The organism is Tardiphaga sp., from assembly GCF_044336785.1.
Lineage (GTDB): Bacteria > Pseudomonadota > Alphaproteobacteria > Rhizobiales > Xanthobacteraceae > Tardiphaga.
The window spans coordinates 1-25,618 of record NZ_JBIIOT010000074.1; the positions used below are offsets into that span (position 1 = coordinate 1).

Here is a 25,618-nt window from a genome sequence, read left to right on the forward strand (position 1 = left end):
TGGTTCTTTGCCATCAACGCCGTGCTCGGCATTTTCGAACTGGTGAGCGGGATCAGTGCGTTTCCGCTGATGACCTTCTCGCCCGATGGCATGGAAGTGCTGGAGCCCCGCGCCACCGCATTTCTTGCTCATCCGCTGCACGCGGCCACGGTCACCTGCGCCTATGTCGTTGGCTTGCTGGCCGGCGGCGGCCGACTTCTGCGCGCCAACCTGCGCGTGCCCATGATCGCGCTGCAGACCGTCGCATTGCTGGCCTTCGGCGGACGAACCGCGCTGCTGCTGGCGCTGGTGATCCTTGCTTTCGCGGTGCTGTGGCAGGTGCTGCGCTTCACCGCGGGCAAGAGCCTGTCGCGCACCACGGTGCTGGTCGCACTCGCAGTCGTGCCGATCGGCATCGCGGCGATCGCGACGCTGGCTTCGCTCGGCGCGTTTGATTCATTCCTGGATCGCTTCACCGAGGACGGCGGCAGCGCCCGCAGCCGCGTGCTGATGCTGCCGCTGCTGATGTCGTTCAACTGGGCCGATTTCCTGTGGGGCGCCAGCACCGATTTTGCACGCGCGCAGATTTATTCCTTCGGCCTCGAATGGGGCGTCGAGAATCCGTTTCTGCAGATGAGCGTCTATCAGGGCGTGATCGTCGCGTCGCTGATCATGTCCGGATTCCTGTGCATGCTCTATGACACCTGGAAGCGACTGGACTATCGGGCGATCTATCCGATCGTCATCTATATGATGTTGTGCAACACCTTCGGCTCCTTTGCCGGCCGCTTCATCAATTTCGCCATCTTCATTGTCGTGGTGACGACATTGTTCCGGCGCAAGGATGCCTCGCCGCATCATGTGAGCTGAGGACCCAATGCCGATCGCGCTCGACCACCACCTGCCGCCGCCTGCTATCGTCATGGAGATCAGCGATCGCAAGCTGCGCCCGGCTCAGGGGCAGCGCCTGCCACCGGGCTTCCTCAGCACATCGGGAAGCCAGATCGTCTCCGACACCGGCCGCAAGGTGCGCATCGCCTCGATCGGCTGGAACGGAACGGATGGACGGCCGGGCGCATCACTCTCCGGCCTGTGGCGCGTGAGCTACAAGACCGTGCTCGACTCCATCGTCGATGCCGGCTTCAACACCGTACGCATTCCCTGGACCGATGCCGGCCTCGACGCGCCGCTGAATGGCTATAACGACAAGCTCGGCTGGATCCACACCACGCTGAACCAGGATCTGGTGGCCGATCCCACGCCGGACGCGCAAGGGCGCTATCGTTATGTCACGACGATGCAGCTGTTCGAGAAGGTCGTCACCCATGCCGGCCGCATCGGGCTGAAGGTGATCTTCGATCATCACAACAATGAAGGCAGTGCCGAACAGCAGCCCAACGGTCTGTGGTTCAATCTCGGGCCGGGCACCGAGGGCCTCGTCAAGGGCGAGGTCACGGCAGAGACCTTCAAGCAGAACTGGGTGCGGATGGCGCGCACCTTCGCCGGCAATACGACAGTGATCGGTTTCGATCTGCACAACGAACCCAATGGCGATGCCGGCAAGATCACCTGGGGCGGCGGCGGCCCGACCGACATCAAGGCGATGTGTGAAAGTGTCGGCGCAGCGATCCAGGATGTGAATCCCGACGTGCTGATCATCTGCCCCGGCCCGTTCTTCTATCGGCTGCCGCCGAAGGATTCGGGCATGGATCCGCGATGGGCTGCGCCGGCCGGCAATCTGACGGCGGCAGGCGCCAATCCTGTCAAGCTGCCGGTGCCGCACAAGCTCGTCTACACGGTGCACGAATATCCCGACGAGATTGCCGACATCACGCGCTTCGGCCATGCCGAGAACGGACCCGACTATGTCGACCGCATGAATCGCACATGGGGATATCTGGTGCGCGACAATATCGCGCCGGTGTGGATCGGCGAGATGGGCACGTCCCTGCGCACGCAGGGCCAACGCGCCTGGGCGGAGACATTGCTCGACTACATGAATGGTGCCTATGGCAAGCAGGGCGGGCCAACATTCCGCGGCGACAACCAGCCGATCAGCGGCAGCTGGTGGCTGATCGGGCCGTCGGACGATACGCCGTTCGGCCTGCAGAGTGACTGGGGCATCGGGCACATCCGGCCGGAGCAGAAGGCGCTGACCGACCGGATGCTGATGCGTTAGGATCTCTTTGTCTTGAGACGACCACCACCCTCATGGTGAGGAGGCGCCACTTCGGCGCCGTCTCGAACCATGAGTTGGCCGGGTTCAGAGCCTGCGGCCATCCTTCGAGACGCCGCTGCGCGGCTCCTCAGGATGAGGGACGGAAAAGCGAGCTGGGATTACTGTCCCGAGCAAGCCCAGCCAAAAATGCCCCATCGCTTTATGAGCCAGACTCTCGGATGAGGGAGAGTTCGTCGCGTCCTCTCAAAGTGAGAACGCTCTAGCGGCGCGGGTTGACGGGCGCCTGCTTTTCCGCACGCGCCATGGCCGGCGCGCTGGTGGTGAGTGCAAACACGGCCACGCCGAGTGCTGCAGCGATATAGGGAAGAACGGTAAGAGCCAAAGTCGCCTCCTGTCGAAATTGATTTTCGATCGTGCGACCACCATCGCCTCCCGCGGCTTCCCCGCGGCCTAACAGGCGTGGTTGCCGACAGGTGAATGGCGGCGATGGTTGAGAGAACGCAAACGCGTGAAATGGCAGAGATTCCGGCCGTATTCCCAGAACAACACGCCAGCATCGAGCCATTGTCGGCACCAAGCGCGAACCATCAATATCGGCTTAACCATGCGCCACGCAAACACCGTCTTGCGCTGCGGCGCGAATCATTAAGGCGCGAGGAACTGGAACAGCCGCGGATCGTCGCGGATGACGGCGGCTTCGCCGACCATGGCGACCGTGCCTCGATCCAGCACATAAGCCTGTTTTGCGACACGTAATGCGAGGTCGAGATGCTGCTCCACGATCACGACCGCGATCTCCTTGGCGAGTTCGATCAGCCTTTCGGTAATCTCCTCAATGACACCGATCCACACGCCTTCGGTGGGCTCGTCGAGCAGCAGGATCTTCGGGTCCGACAGCATCGCGCGTCCGATCGCGAGCATCTTGCGTTCGCCGCCGGAGAGCGTGCCGGCAAACTGGTCGAGGCGCTGGCCGAGCTTCGGGAAAATCTCCAGCACACGATTGACCGCCTGGCTGTCGCGATTGGTCAGCGCGCCGACGGCGAGATTGTCGCGCACCGACAGTTTCGCGAAGACGGAGTGCTCCTGCGGCACATAGCCGATACCACGGCGGATGCGCTGCTCGGTGGGCAAGGTGCCGACATCGCGCCCATCGAACTGGATGGCGCCACCACGCACCGGCAACTCGCCGACGATGGCCTTCATCAGCGTGGTCTTGCCGGCGCCGTTACGGCCGAGAATGGCGACACCGCCGCGCCACGGCACGCTGAGCGTCACGCCGAACAGCACCTGGCTGCGGCCATAGCCGGTATCGAGATTCTGGATGTCGAGAAATTTGTCGTCAGGCACGGCGGAGATAGACCTCCTGAACGCGGGGGCAGGACTGCACATGCTGCACCGATCCCGTCTGCAGGATCTGGCCCTGATCGAGCACCGTCAGCCGGTCGCAGATGTCGCGGATGAAATCGAGGTCGTGCTCGACGATGACCAGCGAGCAACGCGCCTTGATCGGCTGCAGCAATTCGCCGGTGACGCGGCGCTCTTCCAGGCTCATGCCGCCGGTGGGTTCATCGAGCAGCAGCAGTTTCGGTTCGGGCGCCAGCGCCATGGCGATCTCCAGCCATTGCTGCTGGCCATGCGACAGCGCCGCTGCCGGCTCCTGCGCCAGATCGGCGAGCCGGAACTGCTCCAGCATCGCCATTGCCTTGTCATGCAACACGCCGCGCGTGCGCGACAGAGCCAGTTGCCACAGCGATGTCTGCGCCTGTAGCGCCAGCAGGATGTTGTCGTAGAGCGTCAGGGCCGGCAGCACGCTGGTGATCTGGAATTTGAGGCTCATGCCGGCCCGCGCACGCTCGGCCGGCGAGGCCTGCGTGATGTCGGTGCCGGCAAAGGTGACACTGCCCTGGGTCGGCACTTCCGCGCCGGCGATGCATTTCATCAGCGTGCTCTTGCCGGAGCCGTTCGGCCCGATCAGGCCGTGGAATTCGTTCTCCGCCACGGTGAGCGCGGCCCCGTTCAGCGCCGTCAGCTTACCGAAAATCTTGATCAGGCCTTTCGCGTCAAGAAGCGCCATGATCACGCCTTCCCCGGCGGGCGGCCGAAGCTGCCGACGCGCTCGCGTTCCGACAGCACGAGGCTGACGAGACCGGCCGGGCGGAACAGGATCACCAGCAGCAGCAGCACGCCGAGAATGATCGGCCAGATGTCCTGATAGCTGTTGGAGAGCCAGAAGCTGATCGCCTCAATGACGATGGTGCCGATGACCGCGCCGATCAGCGTGCCGGAGCCGCCGAACAGCACATAGAGCACCACCTGTGTGGAGATCACCACGCCCAGCATGTTGGGCCAGACAAAGCCTTCATGAAAGGCATAGAGGCTGCCGGCGAGGCCGGCGATGGCGCCGGCAAGCGAGAAGATGATCGCCTTGAGATGCTGCACCTTGTAGCCGAAGAAAGCGATGCGCTGCTCGTTCTCGCGCAGGCCCGCCAGCGCGAGGCCGAATTGCGAGCGCATCAGGAAGCGGCACAGCAGATAGACCGCGATGAGAAAGCCGAGCGCGACATAGTAATAGGCCATGCCCTCGGTGAGGTCGTAGCTGCCGAGCGTCATCGGCGGGATCGACGGAATGCCGTTCTGGCCGCCGAGATAATACCAGCCGCGCGCCAGGCGATCGCAGGCATAGGAGCCGGTGAGCGTGCCGAGCGCGACGAAGATCACGCTGGCCGGATGCCGCCCGAGCAGCAGGAAGCCGCCGAGCAGCAGCGCAAAGGCGAAGCCGATCAGGATGCCGGCCGGCAGCACCAGCAACATGGATGTGACGCCGAGATCGCGCGCCAGCAATGCGACGCCATAGCCGGCCGAGCCGAAAAAGGCCGCCTGGCCAAAGCTCATGATGCCGGCATAACCCCAGACGAGATCGAAGGACAATGCAAACAGGCAGAGGATCAGCACCCGCGTGGCGAAGACGGTGAGATAGTCCTGCAACAGCCAGGGCAGCACCAGGCAGATCGCAAGCACCGCGATTTCCAGGATGGGCAATACGGCCCATCGCCGCGATGCGCCTTGCAGACGCGTCGCCGGGGGCGCTGACGAATGTGTGATCTCTGTCATCGAACGCGCTTCAACATTCTTTCGGATCGACCAGACCGGCGCTGCGCGCGACGATCTCGTATTTGCCGCCCTTCGCCACCGCCGTGTACATGTTCATCTTGCAATGGCGCTTGCCGGGGACCATCTCGGCCGGCCCGCCCGGCCCTTCGGCGATCTTGGCGTGATCGAGCGCCTTCGCCACGGCATCGCGCTCCACACTGTTGGCTTCCTTGACGGCGGCCTCCCACAGTTTCAGGCCGCGATAGGTGCCCGTTGCGGCGCTGCCGGCGGCGAACAGGAAGTTGCCGGGAAACTGCTTTTCATAGGTCTCCTGCAGCTTGGCGCTGAACGGCTGTTCCGGCGTCAGCGCCTTGAAGTAATCGAGGCAACTTGCCAGCCCCTCGATCTCGGCGGGCTGATTGATGCTCAGCGTGTTCTCATCGTAATAGACGCAAGCCAGCCGCCCGCCGTTCTTGAGGAAGCCTGCTTCCGAGAGCTGCTTAAAGAAGGGGCCGACACCCGGCGGGATGACGGTGTTGAACACCACATCGACCTTGTTGGAGATGACGCGATTGACGGTCGATGAGAAATCGATCTGGTCGAGCGGGTAGTATTCCTCGAACACGACCTCGCCGCCATTGGCCTCGATCACCTTGCGCGCATAGACGTTCAGCGTATGCGGCCAGACATAGTTCGCGCTCGGCAGTGCGAAGCGCTTGCCGCCGTTCTTGATCAGCCAGGGGATGAATTCGTCGCATTGCTGCGCCGGCGTCGGGCCGGTGCAGAACAGGTAGGGCGTGCATTCCTTGCCCTCATAGAGCTGCGGATAGATGTAGAGCGTCTTGCCGCGGGAGACGATGACATCCTTGATGGCGTTGCGCATGGAGGAGGTGATGCCGCCCAGCACGAGATCGACCTTTTCGCGCTGGATCAGTTTGCGCACATTGCCGACGGCGACGGATTCGTTGGAGGCGGTGTCCTCGATATAGAGCTCGAGCGGACGGCCGAGCAGGCCGCCAGCGTCGTTGATCTGCTTCACCACCATCTTCGCAACATTGGCATCGGCATTGCCGGCATAGCCCATGGGGCCGGTGAGATCGGTGCCGATGCCGACCTTGATCGGGCCGGCCGCCGCATTGGCCCAATCCGCAGGGATCACCCAGCTGCCGACGCCGGTGGCGATGGCCGTCGAAGCGAAGGCGAAATTGCCGAGGAAGCGGCGGCGTGTGAGATGATGATGATCGCGCGACATGGATTACACCCCTTTTCCCGAAACGAGGCCCTGCGGCCGAAACTTGATGAAGATGATGGCGAGCACGAACACCGCCACGTCGGCGATGACCGGCGAGATGATCCAGGGCAGCGCTGCGCTCAGCGTGCCGATCACCCCGGCGCCGGCGACCGGGCCGGCGAACGATCCGATGCCACCGACCATGACCGCGACAAAGCCCTGGATCAGGAAGCGAAGGCCGAGATCGGCGAACAGCGTGAACACCGGGACGATCAATGCGCCGGCGAGGCCCGCCAGCGCCGCACCGAACGCAAAGGTGGCGCCATAGATGGCATTGGTCGAAATGCCGGACGCCCGCGCCAATGACGGATTTTCGAGCGACGCGCGGATTCGCAGGCCGAAAGCAGTTCTGGCCAGCAGCAGGTAGCTGCCGAGCATCACCAGCGCGGTGATGATGATGATCACCAGGCGCCAGGCGGAGAAGTGCATATTGCCGATGGTCACCGATCCGCCGATCGGCTCGGGCACCGAGAGATAAAGGCCGCCGATCAGGCCGCGCACGACCTCGCGGATGATGAGGCCGAGCGCATAGGTGCCGAGCATTGCCACGATCGGCGCCGCATAGAAGCGCCGCACGATCAGCCGCTCCAGCACGAAGCCGAGCGCGCCGACCGCAAAAGGAGCGGCCAGCATGCCGAGCCAGACCGGCGCGCCGGCGGCGTGGACGATATAGGTGACATAGGCGCCGAGCAGGACGAACTCGCCCTGCGCGAAGTTGAAGATGCCCATCATGCTGGCGATGATGCCGAGACCGAGCACCACCAGCACCACGATCGCTCCGAAACTGGCGATCTCGAAGATCGCCATCACCAGACTATCCATGCGCGATCACCGGCCCCATCTTTCGCACAGTCCCCCTCACATGGTCTTCCAGTCGCCGGCCTGCTCGAAGGCGTGGGCCGCGCGATAGATGGTCATCTCGTCAAAATGCTTGCCGATCAGCATCAGGCCCACCGGCAGCCCATCGACCATGCCGCAGGGCAACGACATCGCGGGATGATGCGAGATGTCGAAGGGGGCCGTGTTGGTGATCATCTCGAAGGCGCGTCCGATGATCTCCTCGCGCGGCGCGCCCGGCTCCGGCAGTTTTGTCGCCTTCATCGGCGTGGTCGGCATCAGCAGCAGATCGTATTTGGCCAGCGCGGCATCGTAGGCCGCCGTGACGCGCCGCGAGATGTTGAGCGCCTTGCCATAGAAGCGCGAGCCGAAGGTGTTGTTGATATAGGTGCCGAACAACAGCATCAGCTTTGTCGTCTCCGACAGCGAATCCGCCTGCCCGCGCCAGCCGCGATGGGCGTCCATCAGCGAGGTGGCATAGAGGTCGGAACGGCTGAGGCCGTAGCCGTCGCCATACATCATGGTCTGGGTCATGCCCTCGGTGCCGATCGGCATCCACACTGCAGCTGCCGCGAGATGCATGGGGATCGAGATCCCCTCGACCTCGGCGCCGAGACTGCCGAGACGTTTTGCAGCCTCGCGGACGCTCTCGTTCACCGCGGTTTCCGCACCGGCCTGCTCGAAACCTTCCTTGACGATGGCGATCTTCATGCCGCGGACGCCGCCGCCCAGCGCCTTGGTGTAGTCCTGCACGACAGGGGCCTTGATGCGCGGATCGTACCCATCGTCGCCGGCGAGTACTTCCAGCAGCAGCGCATTGTCGGCGACATTCGCCGTCATCGGCCCGGTGTGATCGACACAGATCTCGATGGGCATGATGCCGGTATAGGGCACGAGCCCCCAGGTCGGCTTCATGCCATAGGTGCCGCTGAAGGAGGACGGCATGCGGATCGAGCCGCCCTGATCGCCACCGATCGCCATGTCGGCTTCGCCCAATGCCACGACCACCGCGCTGCCTGAGGACGAACCACCGGCCGAATAGCCCATCTTGTGCGGATTATGGACGGGCCCCGTCGAATTGGTGTGGCTGCCGCCGGACATGCAAAAATGCTCGCAATGCACCTTGCCCAGGATGTCCGCGCCGGCATCGAGCATGCGGGTGACGATGGTGGCGTCGAAATCCGGCACATAGCCTTCCAGCGTGGACGAGCCGTTCATCATCGGCACGCCGGCCAGCATGATGTTGTCCTTGAGCGCGACCGTCTTGCCCTTCAGCTTGCCGCTCGCCGCGCCCTTCACCAGCGATTTGCGGTACCATGCGTTGCGCTTGTTCTCCTCCGGCGACGGCTGATAGCCCGGCGTGCGCGGATATTTCACCTCGGGCACTTCGTCCGGCATGGCGGCGACGACATTGTAGGCCTCCACCGACGGCAGCATCAGCGCGCGGAACGAGGTGACGTCATCATCGGACAGCGCGAGCCCGCACTGATCGGCGACGGCGAGAATCTGATCGGGGGTGGGAAGTGCAACGGCCACGACGAGGTCTCCTGATATCAACGATGTCCGGCGAAGCGCCCGCCAGAAAGCGGCCGCATCGGTGGGAACGACGGCAATGTCGCTCCACGCGCATCATAGGAAACGGAAATATTTTCTTTTTCAAGTATTATTTTTGTCGTCGTCATTGCGAGCGTAGCGAAGCAATCCAGGAGCCGCACGACGGAAGAACTGGATTGCTTCGTCGCAAGGGCTCCTCGCAATGACGTGGAAGTGCCGTCAGAACGTCTCGATCAGCTTGAAATCCAGACCGTCGGCTTCGGCCAGATAGATCGGCATTTTGGCACGGCCCGCCGTCATCACGATCTCGCCCCGCGCGCCGTGATAGCGGCTGCGCGATGCCGCATGCAGCAGCGGCCTGACGCCAACGCTTCCGGCTTTCGATGCCACAGCCTCGAGAAAGCGCAGCCCCTCATAATTCGACTGCGCGACCGATCCCGGCGGCGGCGAACATCGCCCGAACATCGCTTCATACTGCCCGCGAAAGGCATCATTTGCCGCCGACCCGCGGTCGATGAAATAGCCCGACGAGCAATAGAGATTCTCGGAGTTGCTGGCGCCGATGCCCAGCAGCAGCGTCTCGTCCATGGCACCGGCAAGGCGCAACATCTTTGACGCGAGCCCATGCTCGGCGAAGGCGCGATTGAAGACGATACTGTCGGTGCCGATGAGTGAAATCGCCACCACATCCGGCTTTGCAGCCCGGATACGATCGATGGCGGCGGAGTGGTCATGTTCGCCCATCGCCACGAATTCCTCGCCGACCACCTGCCCGCCGGCCTCGGCGATGTATTTCTTGGTGGCCTTGTGAGCGAGCCAGGGCCAGACATAGTCGCTGCCGATCAGATACCAGCGCTTTGCCTTCTTGCGCTCGGCGAGCCACCGGATCGCCGGCCGGGACTGATCGCGCGGCGTTTCGCCGATGGCCATCACCCCCGGCGTGCGCTCGCCGCCTTCATAGACGGGCGTGTAGATATAGGGCACGCGACCACCGATCGCCTTGCGCAGCGCCACGCGGACGGCGCTGATATGCGAGCCCATGATGATATCGGCTTCACCCTGCGCGATGATCTCGCGCGCCGTTTGCGCGATGTCGTCGATGTCGCCGCCGGCGTCGTAGAACACGGGTTCGATCTCGCGCCCCAGAATCCCGCCACGGCGATTGATCTCGGAGGCAGCCAGCATCATGCTGTTGGTGCCGGCAAGGCCCCAGATGCCGGCGGGGCCCGTCAGCCCGATGAAATTAACGACCCGCAGTTTTCCGGCATCGCGCCGCCGCAAAAAGCCATCCGCCCGATCATACAGATCGTCGCTGCCGCCGCCTCCCATGCCCCTGAACAGCCACGCGGGCGGAGGAGCGCCTGTCAATCCGGTCTGCACAGATGAGAGCATGCGGCTCCCCTTTCGGCATGATCAGTTTTTATCGTTGTCGGCGTCGAAAGCGGTAAAATGGCACAAGGAAAATATGTTATCGGAAAATATTGAAACTTCAACGATTCCCATGCATAGAGTTCGGGCAGCAAAGCTTAAACTTCAACCCGTTCCAGCAAAGCACAGACCAGTGGCCAGGTCGCCATCGACACCCATCACCGACCATCTCGCTTATCTGCTTGCGCAGGCCAATCGCGAGATCAATCGTCAGCTCGACGCGCGCTTCAAGAAAGAAGGCGTGCCGGTGGAGCAATGGCGCATCCTCAAGATCCTGTCGGATGGCCAGGGCCATTCGATGGGCGATCTCGCCGAAGCCGTTTTACTCAACCATCCAACCTTGACCAAGATGGTGGACCGGATGGTGTCCGATGCGCTCGTCTATCGCGTGCAGGACCCTGATGATCGCCGCAAGGTGCTGATGTTCATCTCCGATCGCGGCAAGGTGCTGACCCAGCGCCTCAATTCGCTGGCGCTGAGCCAGGAAGCCCATATTGCCGAGAACTACGGCAACAAGGCCACGGCCGACCTGAAGCGTCTGCTCGAGAGCCTGATCGAAAAGGCGAATTGAGTATCGCCGTCATTGCGAGCGCCAGCGAAGCAATCCGGAGTCAAGTGAAGAAAGAACTGGATTGCTTCGTCGCTACGCTCCTCGCAATGACGAAAAGCATTATCCCAGATACGTCTTCAGGATCGACGCGCCCAGCGTATATTTGGGATCGACCATGTTGCCGAGGCGGACGCGGCCGCACTGGGTCAGCAGCATATAGGCTTCGGTCTCGTCGAAACCGTAATCGGCAGCCATCCAGCGGATCAGTTCACGATAGGCGATGCGCGAGGCATCCTCCATCGGCCGCGCCGAGCCGATGGTCATGATGAACTTGTCCGTTTCCAGCCGCGGCCATTTGAACTTCCAGTTCTTGATCAGATCGACCTGCACGGTGGTGACCGTGGGATGTTCGAGCGCGACGCCGCACAGTTCGCCGTCGCCCTGGCAGGCGTGACAGTCCCCGAGATACAGCAGCCCGCCCGGCGTATTCACCGGCAGATAGATCACCGCGCCGACCCCGACATCGGGCAGATCCATGTTGCCACCGTAGTAATCCGGCTGCAGCGAGGAGATCGCCTCGATCTCCGGCGACACGCCGATGGTGCCGATGAACGGCTCATAGGGCAGCGTGATCTTGTCGCTCCACTTGACGCCGCCCTCGACGGTGACTTCGAGCTTCTTCACCTTTTCCGGCAGCGGCGGATTGAGCAGTGCGGTATCGCCGGTGGCGACCAGGCCGCCGAATTCGGTGATCAGGCAGGTGGTGCCGACCGGCTGCGGACCACGCGGCACGATGGACTTGATATAGACCGCAAGCACATCGCCCTTCTCCGCGCCATTGACATAGACCGGGCCGTTCTGCGGATTGAGATAGGGGAAATTCAGGATCTCGCTCGGCTTGTCGGTCTCGTGCTTGATCTTGCCCTCGAAGGCATCATGCGTCTCGGCCGAGATCACGGCACCGGGATCGACGGTCAGCACCGGTTCGACGAACGGGCCATAGACATAGTGATACTTGCCCTGACTTTCCTCGGTGATCGCATAGGATTGCCCGGGCTTTCCCTTGGCGACGCCGCGGCGGGTCATGATGGAATTTTCGAGCCATGACATGTCGATTCTCCCTCTGAATGCGTGCGCAATCGGTCAGACAGCTTTCGTCAACGCACCGTCGATGATCAGATTGGTGCCCGAGATACGACTGGCGACCGGACTTGCGACGAAGACGACGCCGGCAGCAACCTCCTGCGCGGTCCCCATCTTGGCCGTGGGATTCAGACCCATCGCCATCTTGAACAGGTCCGGATTGCCGTTCTCGATATTGTGCCAGATGCCGCCTTCGAAATAAGTATTTCCTGGCGACACCGCATTCACACGGATGCCTTTGGTGGCGAGTTGCGTGCTGAGCCCCTTGGCGTAGTGGATCAGCGCTGCCTTGATCGCACCATAGGAACCGGCAGCGAAATCGACCTCGAAGCCGGACACGCTGGAGACGATGACGATCGACGCAGCCCCGGATTTCTCCAGATACGGCATTGCCGCCGCCACTGAATTCACCGTGTGCATCATATCGACGCGAAACGATTTATCCCATGTGTCCGGCGTATCGCCGACGGCGAGCGCACTGACATTGCAGACGAGAATATCGACACCGCCGAGCGCGGCGGCGGCGTCATCGACCCACGCCTTCAACGCGGCGGGATCGCCGACATCGACTGCGTTGCCCTGTGCCTTGACACCCTTGGCCGTCAGTCTGTCAGTTGCTTTGCCCACATCCTCTGCATTGCGCGCGCAGATCGCGACATTGGCGCCTTCGTCAGCGAACAGTTCGGCGATCGCGAGACCGATGCCCTTGCTACCGCCGGTGACCAATGCATTGATGCCCTTCAGTCCAAGATCCATGCTCAGCTTCCTTCTGTTGAGTCAGTGGAAGCGACTTGCATCCAAGCCGCAATGTCATCCCGATACCTAGCAAGCTTCGTTCCAGGCGCGGGCCCGTTGCTATGCAGGCCGCCGGCAAACCAGATCAATCTCGATCAACGCATCATAGGCAAGACCGGTGACACCGACGCAAGTGCGCGCCGGCAGGCGGTCCTGGGGAAAATAGCTGCGATAGGTTTCGTTCATTGCCGCATAGTCGTCCTTGAAGCGCGTCAGATAGATGCGCGACATCACGACATGCTCGAGACCGAGACCCACGCCTGCCAGCACGACGCGCAGGTTTTCCATCACCGCGCGGGTCTGCGCCTCGATCCCCTCGGGCAATACGCCCGGCGCCGCCGGCGTGTCAGGCATCTGGCCGGTCACGAACACGAAGCCGTCGGTCTCGACGGCGTGGCTGAACGGCGCGACAGGTCGCGGGCCGCCGGATATCATGTGAAACAGCAATGACGTCTCCTCGCTTGCTTTTTTAGTTTGCCGGCGCGTGATCGAAAACGCGCTTGCTGAGAATGGCATGGACGCCCCAATTGCCGTCCACCACCTGCGTCACACCAAAATCCACCGCGACCGACATCAGCGCGATCGCCTCGTCCTCGCTGAGGCCTTTGACGCTCATCAGGAAGCGCCGCATCTTGCGGAATGCATCCTTCATCGCGAGATCGAGCGACGAGGTGGCGTAGACCTCGCTCTGTCCCTTGGCGCCGAATTCGGCGAGATAGTTCGGGTGGCTGAAGCCCATCAGCACCCAGTCGCTCGTCGTCTCGATGAGTGGGTAGCTGAGATCGGCGAAAGGCTGGTTCGTGAGGTCGCTCTTCTTGTGCAGGATCACCTGGAAGGTGCCGGTCATCGAACATTCGATGGCGGTACCTCCAAGTTCACCGTCGCCCTGCGCTGCGTGGGGATCGCCCACCGACAGCAAGGCGCCGGGCACCGAGACCGGAAGATAGATCGTCGATCCCTTGCCGAGCCGCCAATTGTCGAGATTGCCGCCGAAATAGGACGGCGGCACGGAATCCACGAGATCGACCTCGCGCGGCGCCAGTGCGATGACGCCGAAATGCGGACGCAATGGAATGCGGATACCATCAAGCACGTCATGCCGGCGCCGGACCGATGATGGCGGGATCGGAATGCCCGGATAGTCATAGGTGGTGTGCAGCGTGCCAAAAGGATCGGTCTGCGGCTGCCAGCGATAGGAATACAGGGCGCGCGCATATGGCTCGGCGTCATCATCGACGATCTCGTAGATGGTCACCGCCTCATGCGTGTTCTGCTCCGCCAGAAACTCCTTGTAGTGATAGCCCCACCACGCCGCGACACTGCTGCCGAATACGCGACCGGCAAAGTCCGGATTGCGACTGGCGCGCGGCACGATGTCGAGAATGCGGATTTCCAGCACGTCGCCGGGCTCGGCATCCTTCACCGCCACCGGCCCGGTGCAGATATGGACGCCGAAACCTTCGCCGGCGCCGCGCCCATAGATCGAGGCATCGAGCGGACCGGCGCCGCGCCGATCGACATTCTTCTGATCGCGCGTCCAGTGAAACACGCTTTCCGCTCCTGCATCGCCCTTGATCATGCGCTCGGGATCGTCGGAGGCATGCTGGGTCAGCGTCTCGATGGTGATGGTGTCGCCGGAGCCGATCTCGATCTGCGGCGGCAGCGAGCGGCTGAAATAGCCCCAATGCACCCCCGATGCATGCGCCGCGAGATAATGGTGGCGCGGCGTATCTGCGATCGGCACATCGCCCGGATCCAGATGCGCAGCGATCTTTGGCGTGACGAACGTATTCTGGCTGCGAAGCTGGGCCAGCGCCTGCTGGGGCCAGCCGCGCTGCCCGGCGGCTGCCGCCGAGGCCGTCTGCCGTTCCGTCTCGGCCTGACGGAATTCACGCGGCGACACGCCGAAACGCTGGCGGAACGTGCGGCTGAAATGCGCGGAGTCGTTGAACCCGACACGAAATGCGATCTCGGAAATCGAGTGATGCGCTTCGGCAGGATTCGACAGATCCGACCAGGCGCGCTGCAGGCGCCGCTCGCGCAGATAGTTTGTGAAGCTGCTACCGGTGCCTTCGAACAGTTTTTGCAGGTATCGCTCCGAAATCCCTTCGGCCGCCGCAATCTTGGCAGGCGTCAGTTCGGGATCGTCCAGCCTGCGCTCGGCAGCCTGACACAGGCGATGCAGCGTGGCCGCCTTGTTGGCCGTACCGCCACCGACATCGCCGGTCATATCGGCGTGTTGGTGCATCAGGGTCGGCAGGAGATCGGCAAGGCTTTGCGCCAGCGCGTTCCACTCGACATCGGACAATGCTTCGAGATCGCGCGCTGCAAGTTCCATCATCTGTGCGAAGACATGGCCAAAACCCGCAGGCGAAAGCACGCGGACCTCGCCGCCCGACGACGTCCCCCGGCGGCCATGGGGCGGCTCGGATGTCACCGCCAGCACCACCGCACGCATCTCGCGCTGGAACGAGATGCTCCAGCCGCCTGCACGCGGTAGCAGAATGAGATGACCGGCAGCGACGATCTGATGGCCGGCCGCCGTCTTCAGCGCGACATTGTCATCAATTGGAAGCAGCACCAGCAGATGATCTGCTGCACCATCGGTCGCCGCCGACACCGCCTGCGGTCCTGCCGAGAGTTTCGCGAGCGTGACGCCCTGGAAATTGCGACGCACCGCGGTGGCGTGGCTGGCATGAGTGGTTGTGGCCGCCGTCGGCTGCAAGCCGATGGACGCGAGGACGTCGCGCCACGCCTCCGGGCGCTCGCCTTCGGAATAGGACTCACTCGTATATGGACGCAGGGTCATGCTTCGACCTTCATAGCCGAAGCGAAGCAACCTCCGTGCCATCCCGAAGGATGACACCCCCTGCCCCGCGAATGCCGCGTGATCAGTCACACCGGAACACGTTCTTGCGGATGGTGCCATGGACGCCCCAATTGGCGTCCACCACCTGGGTGACGCCAAAATCCGCGCCGACCGACATCAGCGAAATAGCCTCGTCCTCGCTGAGCTTGTGGACCGTCATCAGGAAACGGCGCATCTTGCGAAAGGCGTCGCGCATGGCGCGGTCGAGGCTGGAATGATTGGCGATCTCGGTCTGCGCATTGGCGCCGAGCTCGGCGAGATAGTTCGGATAGGTAAAGCCATAGACCGACCAGGCATCCGGCGTTTCCAGCATCGGATGTGTCAGCCCCTCCAGCGGGGTGCCCCCGAGATCGCGATGCTTGTGCAGGATGAATTCGAAATCGCCGGTCAGCGAGGTCTCGATGGCGGTGCCGCCGAGTTCACTATCACCTTGCGCGGCGTGGGGATCGCCGACCGAGAAGAACGCGCCGGGCACCGCCACCGGATAGAACATCTTGGCGCCCTTGCCGATGCGCCAGTCGTCGATATTTCCGCCCGTATAGCTTGGCGGGATCGACGACACGAAATCTTCCTCCGATGGCGCAAGCCCCATGGTGCCGAAATGCAGCCGCGCGGGCACGCGCACATTGGAGAGGATATTCTCGCGCTTGACGATGGTGGCGTGATCGACGCGGACGCCGGGATAGTCGATGGTCGGATGCAGGATGCCGTCGGGATCGGTCTGCGGCGTCCAGACATAGTTGTAGACGGCTTTCGCAAACGGCTCGCCGGACGTATCGAGTTCGAAGATGGTCACCACCTCGCGCGGCTTCGGCTCCTCGATCAGGTCGTGATAGTGAAAGCCCCAATTCGCGGCGACATTGGAGCCGAAACATTTGCCGGCATGGCAGGCCTTGCAGGCCGGTCGCGGGCGAACGTCGAGAATACGCACCTCCAGCACGTCGCCCGGCTCGGCGCCCTCGATCGCCACAGGCCCGGTGAGCAGATGCACGCCGACGCCTTCGCCGGATCCACGGATGAACGGGCCTTCGGTCGGGCCCGAGCCTCGCCGCGCCATGGCCTTGTGCTCGCGCGTCCATTTGAACACGCTTTCCGCACCGGGATCGCCCTCGATCATGCGCTCGTAGTCATCATTGGCATGATGGGTCAGCGTTTCGATGGTGGCACGGTCGCCGGATTTCAGCGTCAGCGCGGGCGCCACGACCTTGCTGAAATAGCCCCAATGCATGGTCTTCGGCGATACCGGCAGGAGATGGTGTTTCATGCAAAGGCCCTCACAACGATAGAACGAATGGACTGTTGCTCATGCGACCTCGGCCTCCATGGCATTGAGGAAGCGCTGCGCGATCGGATTGCGCGGATGATTGAGCACCTGATCGGCCGGGCCTTCCTCGATGATCGCGCCGCCCGCCAGCAGCACAACCCGGTCGGCCACCTCGCTGGCGAAGCGCAGCTGATGCGTGGAAATGATCATGGTGAGCCCGTCTTCCACCGCGAGACGGCGAATGACTTCGAGCACTTCATTGACCAGTTCGGGATCCAGTGCCGATGTCGGTTCATCCAGCAGCAACACGCTCGGATTTGGCGCGATCGCACGCGCAATGGCGACGCGCTGTTGCTGCCCGCCGGAGAGATGCCGTGGCAACGCATCGGCGCGATGGCTGAGGCCAACGCGGGCCAGCAGCTCCGACGCCCGGCGATCCGCGTCGGCGCGCGAGATGCCATGCACCCAGCGCAGCGGACCGGCGATGTTTTCCTTCGCGGTGAGGTGGCCGAACAGATTGAACTGCTGGAACACCATGCCGACGCCGACCTCGGCCCGGGCCTGGGCCAGCAGGCGCGGCGACAGCGCCTTGCCGCGCTCGTTGAAGCCGAGCTGGCGGCCGCCCACCTTGATGGCGCCGCCGTTCCACAATTCGAGATTGTTGATGCACCGGAGCAACGTGCTCTTGCCGGAGCCCGAGGGCCCGAGCAGCGCGCTCACCTCGCCGATCCGCACCGTGAGATCGACACCATCGAGCACCGTCTGGCTGTCGTAGCTCTTGCGCAGGGCCGTGACTTCGACGGCGACATTGTTCCGGGCCAGTACCTCGGCCCGCTTGGCGCGATCGACCCGTTCGAACTGTGCGCGCGCCGGCGGCAGTTCGGCGACACCGGCATCGGGCAGAATGTCAGGTTGCGTTGCCTGGGCGGACGTCAACGGATCGTCGGGGCCCGGAGCAAGAGACCACGGCATCATCCGCATCCGCTTGACCTGTTTCGACGTGCGATCGAGATCGAACAGCCATTCGAGAAACAACTGGATGCCGGCGATGGCCGCGGTGAGCACCAGATAGATCAGGCCCGAGGCGAAGAAGATCGAGAAGAAATCGAAGGTCGCCGACGCCAGCTGGGTCGAACGCAGTGTCAGCTCCTGCACGGCGATGACGGATGCGAGCGAGGAGTTCTTGAGCGCGCTGACGGTCTCGTTGCCGAAAGCGGGGATCATCGAGCGGATCGCCTGTGGGGCGATGATCCGGCGCATCAAGACGCCGGGCGTCATGCCGAGCGCCTGCCCGGCCAGTTTCTGGCCGCGATCGACGCCGAGCACGCCGGAGCGCAGCATTTCGGCGATGAACGGCGCCTCGTTGCACGCGAGCGCCAGACCGGCGGCGAGAATGGCGGGCAGCTTGATGCCGATCTGCGGGAGGGCGTTATAGGCGAACACCATCTGCAGGATCAGCGGCGTCCCGCGGAAGATCACGGTGTAGACCCGGGCAAAGGACGCCAGTGCCCTGAAGCGACTGAGCTGCATCCATGCCAGGATCACACCGAGGACGAGACCACCGAGCAGACCGAGGGCGGTGACCTGCAAGGTCGCCACGATGCCCTCGATCATATACGGCATGGTCAGATAGTGGAGGAACAGCTCCATGGAGGCCGGTGGTCCTTAGCAAGGCAATGATAGAGCAAGGGCTATCCGTCAGTCGTCATTGCGAGCGCAGCGAAGCAATCCAGTCGTCTTGACTCGTGGCTTCTGGATTGCTTCGTCGCTACGCTCCTCGCAATGACGGCTGAGCGCGAACCGGTCCTACTTGACCATCAACAGGCCGGGCTCCATCAGATTGTTCGGATCCAGATTCCACTTCTTCAGCAGGGTGAGCTGATCGCCCGACTTGTGAATCTCGATCATCGCCGCATGCACGGCCTCGCGGAATTTCGGCTTGTCCTTGGGCACGCCGATGCCGACCTGATACGGGATAGTGACGGCGATCGCCTTTTCCAGCTTGTCCGGATAGGCCTTCACCGCATTGTCGACAGTGTTGACGTCGTTGATATAGGTGTCGGCGCGACCGGCGAGGATGGCCTGGATGCAGTTGGCATTGTTGTCATAGAGCTGGATGGTCGGCTCCGGCTTGCCGAGCTTCTTGCATTCCGGGCCCAATGCCTGGATCAGGGGCACTTCCACATAGCCCGTGTTTTCCGCTGCCGCCGTGCCGCAGAGCGACGTGTCGATGCCGGTGATCTTTTTCGGATTGCCCTTGGCGACCAGCACGCCGTCGAACACCTTCGAATAGGTGATGAAGTCGGCCGCCTTGGCGCGCTCCTCGGTGGCATAGATGTCGGAGATCACGATATCGGCCTGCCCGCTCTGCAGCGTGGTCAGCAGCGCCGCGAAGGTGACGGCCTTGTAGGTCAACTTGAAGCCGAGGCATTCGCCGATCATCTCGCCGAGATCGATGTCGAAGCCGATATATTTGCTGGGATCCTTGGGATCGATGGATTCATAGCCCGGCGTATGCGGATTGATGGCGTTGACGAGCGTCTTGCCCTTCCAGTCCGGGAATTTCGCCTGCAGAGCGGCACAGGCCGCCGGCGCGGCGGCCCTGGCGCCGGTCGAGACACCGACGCCCACCACCAGCAACGCCCCGATTGCTGCGACATGCATCAGCTTGTGAATACGCGGAAAAGACAGCGTGACCATTTGATCCCTCCTTCGACGTTGTCGCGGCACAAGCCACGGTTCGAACCTCGAAGAAGCTAGCGGCGGTCACCACCGGAAGACTTGTCTGGGAGCGCACAATAAATTGGATTAGCTGCTTCCATGCATTAGGCAACACGCGCCCATTTATTCAGCATCACGACCAGACCGGCGGCATGTCATTCACCGCCATGCGATCTCACATTCGCTGTGTTTGCGACGAATCTCCAAGAACGGGGCACCCTCACGAGCTTGCATGTTGCGTCCCCGCTCCTGCCGCACTCCTAGCTGTAGCGCTTCTCCTTGCCGTCTTCAGCGTACCAGTCGAACGCTTCGTCCGACAGATTGACGATGACGTTCTGGATCTGGGTGTATTCCTGATAGGCGACGACGCCATTCTCGCGCCCGATGCCGCTCATCTTGAAGCCACCCCAGGGCGAGCATGGATCGATGCGGTGGTGATCGTTGATCCAGACGATGCCGCTCTGCAGCTGATGTGCGACGCGGTGCGCACGTGTGATGTCGCGCGTCCAAATCGAGGTGGCGAGGCCGAATTCGGTGCCGTTGGCGATCGCAATCGCCTCCTCCTCAGTGTCGAACGGGATGACACAGACGACCGGCCCGAAAATCTCCTCCTGGGCGATGCGCATGTTCGGCGTCACATCGGTGAATATCGTCGGCTGATGGAAATAGCCTTTGTCAAACACCGCGCCTTCCGGCCGCTTGCCGCCGGCCGCGAGCGTCGCGCCCTCCTCCAGACCGATTGTCACATAACGTTCCGTGAGATCGCGCTGCTTCGCGGACACCAGCGGGCCCATCTGGGTCGCCATGTCCTGGGGATCGCCGATGCGGATGGCATTGGTGCGCTTCACCAGCTCGGCCACGACAGCATCATGTACCGACCGCTGCACAAGAAGACGCGCGCCCTGCACGCAGGTCTGGCCGGTGGCGATGAAGGACGCGAACAGGGCCGCCGCAACGCCGCGCTCGATCGGCGTATCGTCGAACAGGATCACCGCAGCCTTGCCGCCGAGCTCCGCAGACACTTTTGTCAGATTGGCGCCGGCGAGCGATGCCACCGTCTTGCCGGTTTCGGTGCCGCCGGTGAGATCGATCTTCTTGATGCGCCTGCTGGTCGTCAGCGCCTTGCCTGCAGTCGCGCCATAGCCGGGCACGACATTGTAGACGCCGTCCGGCACGCCGGCTTCCTTGAAGATATCGCCAAGCAATAGCGGCGTGATCGGCGCCAGTTCGCTTGGCTTCACCACCATCGTATTGCCGGCCGCCATGGACGGCGCGATCTTCTTGGTCAGGATCAGCAATGGATGATTCCACGGCGTGACATGGCCCACCACGCCGAGCGGCACACGGCGCGTATAGTTCAGGAAGTTGCCGCCGAAAGGCGGCACCGTGTCCTCATGCGTGCGGGCGAGTGCACCGAAATAGCGAAACCATTCGGGCAGGCGGCCGAGCTGCGCGCTCATCTCGCGCCGCGCGCGGCCGATCTGGTCGACCTCGATGGTCACCAGTTCCGGGAGCCTTTGCGCCAGCAATTCGCCGGCGCGATGCATGATATCGCCGCGCACGGCGCCGGGCGTCGCGGCCCAGATCGCCGCAGCGCGTTCGGCGGCATCGATGGCGCGATCGATATCCGCCTCGTCGCCTTCGGCAACATCAGCGAGATGGCTGCGGTCCTTGGGATTCTCGACCCGGATCACGCGCCCCGTCGATGCAGGTTGGAAACGGCCGTCGATATAGAGCCCATAGGGCTTGCCATCATTCATCATACCCTGTTCTCCCTACGCGATCCGGAACAGCCGGCTGGCATTGCCGAACAAGACCTTCTCGCGATCGGCCTCCGAGAGCTTTGACTGCTTTACGAGACCGACCGGATCGTCATCGCCCATGTCGAACGGATAGTCCGAGCCCATCATCACGCGATCGACGCCGACGGTGGCCACAAGCGTGTCGATCAAGTCAGACGAGAACACGCAGGTGTCGAACCACATGCGCTTCAGATAGGTCGATGGCGCATCAGCGGTGAGTCGGCGCACTTCCGGCCGCACCTTCCAGGCGTGGTCCATGCGCGCCGCGTAGAACGGGTAATAGCCGCCGCCATGGGCGATCACGACGTCGAGATCGGGATGGCGATCGAGAATCCCGCCCATGATGAAATGCGCGATCGCCATGGTCTCCTCGACCGGCTGGCCGACGCTGTTGACCATGAAGAAATCGCCGAGGCGCTGGCCATGGGAAAAGCCGAGCGGATGGACAAATAGCGGCGCCCGCAATTTTGCCAGACGCGCATAGAGCGGATCGAAGACGGCATTGGAGAGTTCGAGATTCTCCACCCGCGTATCGATCTGGAAGCCGCGCAGGCCCAGCGTTTCGACCGCATGCACGGCCTCCTCGATGGCGCGCTGCGGAAAGCGCATCGGCAGCGTGCCCATACCGGCGAAATGCGCGGGGTCCTGCGCCACCAGCGCGGCGATGTCCTCATTCTGCACACGCGACAGCGCGACCAGCAGTTCCTCATCGGCCCAGTAATTCTGCTGCGCCGGCGCCGGCGCGATGACCTGGATATCGACGCCCATGCGCGCCATCATCTCGCGGCGCTTGGCGATATCGAGCATCAAGCCCGGCAGGATCTTGCCCTGCTCGGCATCGGTTTCGCGGCTCGCCGGCGACATGTCGCGGCGATAGGGATTGTCCATCGGATCGTATTTGCCGGCCACGAGCGGCTCGACGCGCTTGCTAAGGGCGTGGGTATGCATGTCGATGATGGGCATGAAACGTCTCTTCTAGTTGAGTTCGGCTGCGGCCGGCATGCGTTGATGCCAATCGGTGAGGCCTTGATAGGCGTGTGCTGCGCGCAGCATGGTGGCTTCGCTATAGGGCCGGCCGACGAGTTGGAAAGCGATGGGAAGGCCGGCGCGATCGAAACCGCATGGCACCGATGTCGCGGGCAGACCGAGATAGTTGATGCCGCGCGTGCAATGAGTCAGCGTGCCGATCACCCGCGCGATATCGGCGGGATCGCCTTCGGTGGTCGCGGCGATGGTCGGCACCGGAATCGAGATCGCAGGCAGCAATGCGAGATCGGCATTGCCCATGCACGACGCGATCCACTCGTCCGTGATTGCTGCGCGCATCGACAGCGCCTCCACATAGCGCGTCGCCGGATAATAGAGCCCCGGCTCGATCCGCGCCCGCACCTGATCGGCGTAATCCTGCGGCCGCTCGATCAGCCAGCGGCGATGGATGGTGGCCGCCTCGACGCTCATGACCAGTTGCATCAGCGCGTTGATCAACGCCATGGCGGGCGGCGCCGTCTCCGACACGATCGCACCCAGCGATGACAATTGCCGAATGGCTTCACCCAGCGCAGCAGCGACTTCGGGATCGAGCAGTTCGCGATAATAGCCGCCGGGCACGGCGATGCGCAGGCCGACAATGCCGGCGTCAATGCCGGTGAGATAGTCACCCGCGGCGATCACCGACAGGATGCGTGCTGCATCCTTCGCCGTACGCGCGAGGGGCCCCGAGCAATCGAGCGATGCAGAGAGCGGCATCACGCCATCGGTCGGCACCAGTCCCCAGGTCGGCTTCAGGCCGATCAATCCGCACATGGCACCGGGATGGCGCAGTGAGCCCCCGGTGTCGGTGCCGAGCGAAGCCGTGACGAGACGCGCCGCCACGGCGACGCCGGAGCCCGATGACGAGCCGCCCGGCACATGAGCCGGATTCCAGGGATTGCGGGCGTGACCGAGCGTCTCGTTATAGCCTGTCGGGCTCATGGCGAATTCGGCAAGCTGCAGACGCCCGATATCGAGCGCGCCAGCCGCATCCAGTCGCGCAATCGCCGTGGATGTCACTTCGGCGCGAAAATCCGAGCGGATTTTCGAGCCGCCACCGGAGAGATGTCCAGCGCGGTAGAACAGATCCTTATGCGCCAGGGGCACGCCGTGCAGTGGCGGCAATGCGGCGCCGGACGCGCGCAGCCTGTCGGCAGCCTCCGCGGCTTCGAGGGCGGCCTCTCGCTCGAGCCGCACCACCGCATTAAGCTTGCGGCCGACACCATCAAGCCTGTCGAGCGCCACAGTCGTCGCGTCCACCGACGTCACATTACCTTGAGCAATGGCCGTGGCCAGCGCGTCGAGATCGAGCGCCGCAATCTGTGTCGCCTGCATCACCGGCGGCCCGCCGCTGCGAGCCACGCCTGATAGGCGTAGGGCGATGAATCGAACGGTAGCATCTGCAGAGCCGCGGTAGCGATGCGGGTATTGACGTCGCCGACCTGCGCGCTCATGCGCGCAGTCCGGCCCGCCGTATCCGGTGCCTGATTCAGTTCGGCTGCGATCTGCCGCAAAAGGTCTTCGCTCATGACAACCTCACTGCACGCCGAGGCGCTGGAACAGCACGTCGGTCTGGTTGTTCAGCTCTTCCGCTGTGCCGTGATGCACGACTTGCCCGGTCTCGAGCACATAGACACGATCGGCGACCGCCAGCGCGCTGTAGAGATTCTGCTCGACCAGGAGGATCGAGAGCCCCTCCTTCTTCAGATCGACGATGATGGTTTCGAGATGCTGCACCATCACCGGCGCTAGACCTTCGGACGGTTCGTCCATCAGGATCAGTTCGGGATCGATCATCAGCGCGCGGCCGACCGCAAGCATGCCGCGCTCACCACCGGAGAGCTGACCGCCGCGATGATGGCGGCGCTCCGCCAGACGTGGAAAGATCCCGAACACGCGATCAAGCGTCCAGCCGTCCTTGGCCCGCGCGCTTTTCAGCATGGTGAGATGTTCGGTGACCGTCAGGGATGGAAACAGCCGGCGGCCCTGCGGCACGATGGCGATTTTCTTGCCGGCAATGTCATGCGCTGGCAGGCCGAGCAGACTATCGCCCCGCCAGGTGATCGTGCCCGAGCGCACCTGCGGCGGGACGAGGCCCATGATGGAACGGATCACTGTGGTCTTTCCCATGCCGTTGCGGCCGAGCAGCGCCACGATTTCACCGGGCTTCACATCGAGCGAGACGCCACGCACGACGACGGCATCCCCATAGCCGCTATGCAGATCGCGGATCTCAAGCATGACGCGGCTTCCCGAGATAGACTTCCTGGACCTTTGCGTTGCGGCGGATGCCGTCCGGCGGCTCTTCCACCAGCACGCGGCCCTCGAACATGCAGGTGACGAAATCGACGAGGCCCAGTGCGAGATCCATGTCGTGCTCGATCAGGATCACCGTGATGGCCGAATCGAGCGAGCGGATAACTTCCGCAATCATCGAGCGCTCCGAGGGTGACAGGCCGGCCGCGGGCTCGTCGAGCAGCAGCATGGTCGGCGTCGTCACCAGCGCGATGGCGATTTCGAGCTGACGCTGCTCGCCATAGGACATTTCCTTGACGATGACATCAGCGCGTTCGGCGATACGCGCCGCCTTCAGCGCGGCAGCGATGCGCGCGGATTCACTCTCATCCGGATCGGGCGAGCCGAACAGCGAGAACTTCTTCGGCTGCAATCCGCGCAGTGCCAGCATCATATTGTCCTGCACGCTGAGCGTGGGAAACAGATTGGTGATCTGGAAGGTGCGCGAGATACCGAGTTGCGCACGCCGGTGCGGCGGCAGCTTCGAAACGTCGTGGCCATCGAACATGATCTTGCCGGAGGTCGGCGGATGCGCGCCGGCGATGGCATTGAACAAGGTCGTCTTGCCGGCACCGTTGGGGCCGATGATGGCCCGGCGCTGGCCGTGCGGCACCGTCAGGCTGACGCCATCGACCGCTTTGAGCGCATCGAAAGCCACCGTTACATTGCTTAGCGTCAGGATCGGTTCGGACACAAGAATTTCCGTTGGAAGTGAAACGCAAACGAGCAGCAAGCGCAGCGGGGGTCCCTCTCCCCCAGTGCGAAGCGAAGCTTCGCTAGGGGGAGAGGGAC

Annotated in this window: 23 protein-coding genes and 1 pseudogene; 3 read left to right on the top strand and 21 right to left on the bottom strand. The window is 63.0% G+C overall.

The window, feature by feature from the left end; genetic code table 11:
• Both ACIQ2A_RS18925 and ACIQ2A_RS18930 read left to right on the top strand, forming a co-directional pair.
• Nucleotides 1-849, top strand: an 849-nt coding sequence (locus ACIQ2A_RS18925; protein WP_398482103.1) for a VpsF family polysaccharide biosynthesis protein, incomplete at its 5' end; no start/stop codon positions are given.
• 7 nt (nucleotides 850-856) lie between these two features.
• Nucleotides 857-2,158 carry a glycoside hydrolase family 5 protein gene (locus ACIQ2A_RS18930; RefSeq protein WP_398482105.1) on the top strand — a complete coding sequence of 434 codons (1,302 nt, stop codon included), beginning with the start codon at nucleotides 857-859 and terminating at the stop codon, nucleotides 2,156-2,158.
• A 259-nt stretch (nucleotides 2,159-2,417) separates the two neighbouring features.
• Here ACIQ2A_RS18930 and ACIQ2A_RS18935 read toward each other — a convergent pair whose 3' ends face one another.
• The 8 genes from ACIQ2A_RS18935 to ACIQ2A_RS18970 form a co-directional block, all read right to left on the bottom strand.
• Nucleotides 2,418-2,540, bottom strand: coding sequence for a hypothetical protein (locus tag ACIQ2A_RS18935; RefSeq protein ID WP_398482107.1), 123 nt, complete (start codon nucleotides 2,538-2,540; stop codon nucleotides 2,418-2,420).
• Between the two features lie 263 nt (nucleotides 2,541-2,803).
• Nucleotides 2,804-3,505, bottom strand: coding sequence for an ABC transporter ATP-binding protein (locus ACIQ2A_RS18940; protein ID WP_398482110.1), 702 nt, complete (start codon nucleotides 3,503-3,505; stop codon nucleotides 2,804-2,806).
• Nucleotides 3,498-4,232 (bottom strand): ABC transporter ATP-binding protein, encoded by a 735-nt coding sequence (locus ACIQ2A_RS18945; protein WP_398482112.1) that lies wholly within the window; start codon nucleotides 4,230-4,232, stop codon nucleotides 3,498-3,500. The genes ACIQ2A_RS18940 and ACIQ2A_RS18945 overlap by 8 nt, the downstream gene beginning before the upstream one ends.
• A gap of 2 nt (nucleotides 4,233-4,234) precedes the next feature.
• Entirely contained in the window at nucleotides 4,235-5,269 is a 1,035-nt protein-coding gene (locus tag ACIQ2A_RS18950; protein ID WP_398482115.1) for a branched-chain amino acid ABC transporter permease, read from the bottom strand.
• 10 nt (nucleotides 5,270-5,279) lie between these two features.
• Nucleotides 5,280-6,500, bottom strand: a complete 1,221-nt coding sequence (locus ACIQ2A_RS18955; protein ID WP_398482117.1) for a substrate-binding protein — start codon at nucleotides 6,498-6,500, stop codon at nucleotides 5,280-5,282.
• A 3-nt stretch (nucleotides 6,501-6,503) separates the two neighbouring features.
• Nucleotides 6,504-7,361 carry a branched-chain amino acid ABC transporter permease gene (locus ACIQ2A_RS18960; protein WP_398482119.1) on the bottom strand — a complete coding sequence of 286 codons (858 nt, stop codon included), beginning with the start codon at nucleotides 7,359-7,361 and terminating at the stop codon, nucleotides 6,504-6,506.
• A 36-nt stretch (nucleotides 7,362-7,397) separates the two neighbouring features.
• Nucleotides 7,398-8,912 carry an amidase gene (locus ACIQ2A_RS18965; protein ID WP_398482121.1) on the bottom strand — a complete coding sequence of 505 codons (1,515 nt, stop codon included), beginning with the start codon at nucleotides 8,910-8,912 and terminating at the stop codon, nucleotides 7,398-7,400.
• A gap of 237 nt (nucleotides 8,913-9,149) precedes the next feature.
• Nucleotides 9,150-10,322 (bottom strand): substrate-binding domain-containing protein, encoded by a 1,173-nt coding sequence (locus ACIQ2A_RS18970; RefSeq protein WP_398482123.1) that lies wholly within the window; start codon nucleotides 10,320-10,322, stop codon nucleotides 9,150-9,152.
• Between the two features lie 169 nt (nucleotides 10,323-10,491).
• Here ACIQ2A_RS18970 and ACIQ2A_RS18975 point away from each other — a divergent pair, with 169 nt between their 5' ends.
• The gene (locus ACIQ2A_RS18975; protein ID WP_398482125.1) at nucleotides 10,492-10,929 is read left to right on the top strand and encodes a MarR family winged helix-turn-helix transcriptional regulator; all 438 of its coding nucleotides are present in this window, start codon (nucleotides 10,492-10,494) and stop codon (nucleotides 10,927-10,929) included.
• A gap of 99 nt (nucleotides 10,930-11,028) precedes the next feature.
• Here ACIQ2A_RS18975 and ACIQ2A_RS18980 read toward each other — a convergent pair whose 3' ends face one another.
• From ACIQ2A_RS18980 to ACIQ2A_RS19040, 13 genes and pseudogenes are all read right to left on the bottom strand, one after another.
• Complete coding sequence (locus tag ACIQ2A_RS18980) at nucleotides 11,029-12,018, bottom strand: acetamidase/formamidase family protein (RefSeq protein ID WP_398482127.1); 990 nt, start codon at nucleotides 12,016-12,018, stop codon at nucleotides 11,029-11,031.
• Between the two features lie 33 nt (nucleotides 12,019-12,051).
• The gene (locus tag ACIQ2A_RS18985) at nucleotides 12,052-12,807 is read right to left on the bottom strand and encodes an SDR family NAD(P)-dependent oxidoreductase (RefSeq protein ID WP_398482129.1); all 756 of its coding nucleotides are present in this window, start codon (nucleotides 12,805-12,807) and stop codon (nucleotides 12,052-12,054) included.
• Between the two features lie 99 nt (nucleotides 12,808-12,906).
• A complete protein-coding gene (locus ACIQ2A_RS18990; protein ID WP_398482132.1) occupies nucleotides 12,907-13,293 on the bottom strand; it encodes a RidA family protein in 387 nt (128 codons plus the stop codon).
• 22 nt (nucleotides 13,294-13,315) lie between these two features.
• Nucleotides 13,316-15,373: pseudogene (locus ACIQ2A_RS18995) on the bottom strand (acetamidase/formamidase family protein); the annotation flags it as partial.
• Nucleotides 15,374-15,737: 364 nt separating this feature from the next.
• The gene (locus ACIQ2A_RS19000) at nucleotides 15,738-16,979 is read right to left on the bottom strand and encodes an acetamidase/formamidase family protein (protein WP_398482134.1); all 1,242 of its coding nucleotides are present in this window, start codon (nucleotides 16,977-16,979) and stop codon (nucleotides 15,738-15,740) included.
• A gap of 39 nt (nucleotides 16,980-17,018) precedes the next feature.
• On the bottom strand, nucleotides 17,019-18,629 hold the full coding sequence (locus ACIQ2A_RS19005; RefSeq protein ID WP_398482136.1) for an amino acid ABC transporter permease/ATP-binding protein: 1,611 nt from the start codon (nucleotides 18,627-18,629) through the stop codon (nucleotides 17,019-17,021).
• 156 nt (nucleotides 18,630-18,785) lie between these two features.
• Nucleotides 18,786-19,643 carry an ABC transporter substrate-binding protein gene (locus ACIQ2A_RS19010; RefSeq protein WP_398482148.1) on the bottom strand — a complete coding sequence of 286 codons (858 nt, stop codon included), beginning with the start codon at nucleotides 19,641-19,643 and terminating at the stop codon, nucleotides 18,786-18,788.
• 317 nt (nucleotides 19,644-19,960) lie between these two features.
• Nucleotides 19,961-21,463, bottom strand: coding sequence for an aldehyde dehydrogenase (locus ACIQ2A_RS19015; RefSeq protein ID WP_398482138.1), 1,503 nt, complete (start codon nucleotides 21,461-21,463; stop codon nucleotides 19,961-19,963).
• Nucleotides 21,464-21,475: 12 nt separating this feature from the next.
• Nucleotides 21,476-22,465: an amidohydrolase family protein gene (locus ACIQ2A_RS19020; RefSeq protein WP_398482140.1), complete on the bottom strand. Its 990-nt coding sequence runs from the start codon at nucleotides 22,463-22,465 to the stop codon at nucleotides 21,476-21,478.
• Nucleotides 22,466-22,477: 12 nt separating this feature from the next.
• Nucleotides 22,478-23,866 (bottom strand): amidase, encoded by a 1,389-nt coding sequence (locus ACIQ2A_RS19025; RefSeq protein WP_398482150.1) that lies wholly within the window; start codon nucleotides 23,864-23,866, stop codon nucleotides 22,478-22,480.
• Nucleotides 23,866-24,060, bottom strand: coding sequence for a hypothetical protein (locus tag ACIQ2A_RS19030; protein ID WP_398482142.1), 195 nt, complete (start codon nucleotides 24,058-24,060; stop codon nucleotides 23,866-23,868). The genes ACIQ2A_RS19025 and ACIQ2A_RS19030 overlap by 1 nt, the downstream gene beginning before the upstream one ends.
• A 7-nt stretch (nucleotides 24,061-24,067) precedes the next feature.
• Nucleotides 24,068-24,772 carry an ABC transporter ATP-binding protein gene (locus ACIQ2A_RS19035; RefSeq protein WP_398482144.1) on the bottom strand — a complete coding sequence of 235 codons (705 nt, stop codon included), beginning with the start codon at nucleotides 24,770-24,772 and terminating at the stop codon, nucleotides 24,068-24,070.
• Entirely contained in the window at nucleotides 24,765-25,520 is a 756-nt protein-coding gene (locus tag ACIQ2A_RS19040) for an ABC transporter ATP-binding protein (protein ID WP_398482146.1), read from the bottom strand. The genes ACIQ2A_RS19035 and ACIQ2A_RS19040 overlap by 8 nt, the downstream gene beginning before the upstream one ends.
• Nucleotides 25,521-25,618: the final 98 nt, after the last annotated feature.

Coding starts and splice junctions, on each gene's coding strand:
- ACIQ2A_RS18930 (WP_398482105.1), top strand. CDS start 857: ATGCCGATCGCGCTCGACCACCACCTGCCGCCGCCTGCTATCGTCATG.
- ACIQ2A_RS18945 (WP_398482112.1), bottom strand. CDS start 4,232: ATGGCGCTTCTTGACGCGAAAGGCCTGATCAAGATTTTCGGTAAGCTG.
- ACIQ2A_RS18950 (WP_398482115.1), bottom strand. CDS start 5,269: ATGACAGAGATCACACATTCGTCAGCGCCCCCGGCGACGCGTCTGCAA.
- ACIQ2A_RS18955 (WP_398482117.1), bottom strand. CDS start 6,500: ATGTCGCGCGATCATCATCATCTCACACGCCGCCGCTTCCTCGGCAAT.
- ACIQ2A_RS18960 (WP_398482119.1), bottom strand. CDS start 7,361: ATGGATAGTCTGGTGATGGCGATCTTCGAGATCGCCAGTTTCGGAGCG.
- ACIQ2A_RS18970 (WP_398482123.1), bottom strand. CDS start 10,322: ATGCTCTCATCTGTGCAGACCGGATTGACAGGCGCTCCTCCGCCCGCG.
- ACIQ2A_RS18980 (WP_398482127.1), bottom strand. CDS start 12,018: ATGTCATGGCTCGAAAATTCCATCATGACCCGCCGCGGCGTCGCCAAG.
- ACIQ2A_RS18985 (WP_398482129.1), bottom strand. CDS start 12,807: ATGGATCTTGGACTGAAGGGCATCAATGCATTGGTCACCGGCGGTAGC.
- ACIQ2A_RS19000 (WP_398482134.1), bottom strand. CDS start 16,979: ATGAAACACCATCTCCTGCCGGTATCGCCGAAGACCATGCATTGGGGC.
- ACIQ2A_RS19005 (WP_398482136.1), bottom strand. CDS start 18,629: ATGGAGCTGTTCCTCCACTATCTGACCATGCCGTATATGATCGAGGGC.
- ACIQ2A_RS19010 (WP_398482148.1), bottom strand. CDS start 19,643: ATGCATGTCGCAGCAATCGGGGCGTTGCTGGTGGTGGGCGTCGGTGTC.
- ACIQ2A_RS19015 (WP_398482138.1), bottom strand. CDS start 21,463: ATGATGAATGATGGCAAGCCCTATGGGCTCTATATCGACGGCCGTTTC.
- ACIQ2A_RS19020 (WP_398482140.1), bottom strand. CDS start 22,465: ATGCCCATCATCGACATGCATACCCACGCCCTTAGCAAGCGCGTCGAG.
- ACIQ2A_RS19025 (WP_398482150.1), bottom strand. CDS start 23,866: ATGCAGGCGACACAGATTGCGGCGCTCGATCTCGACGCGCTGGCCACG.
- ACIQ2A_RS19030 (WP_398482142.1), bottom strand. CDS start 24,060: ATGAGCGAAGACCTTTTGCGGCAGATCGCAGCCGAACTGAATCAGGCA.
- ACIQ2A_RS19035 (WP_398482144.1), bottom strand. CDS start 24,772: ATGCTTGAGATCCGCGATCTGCATAGCGGCTATGGGGATGCCGTCGTC.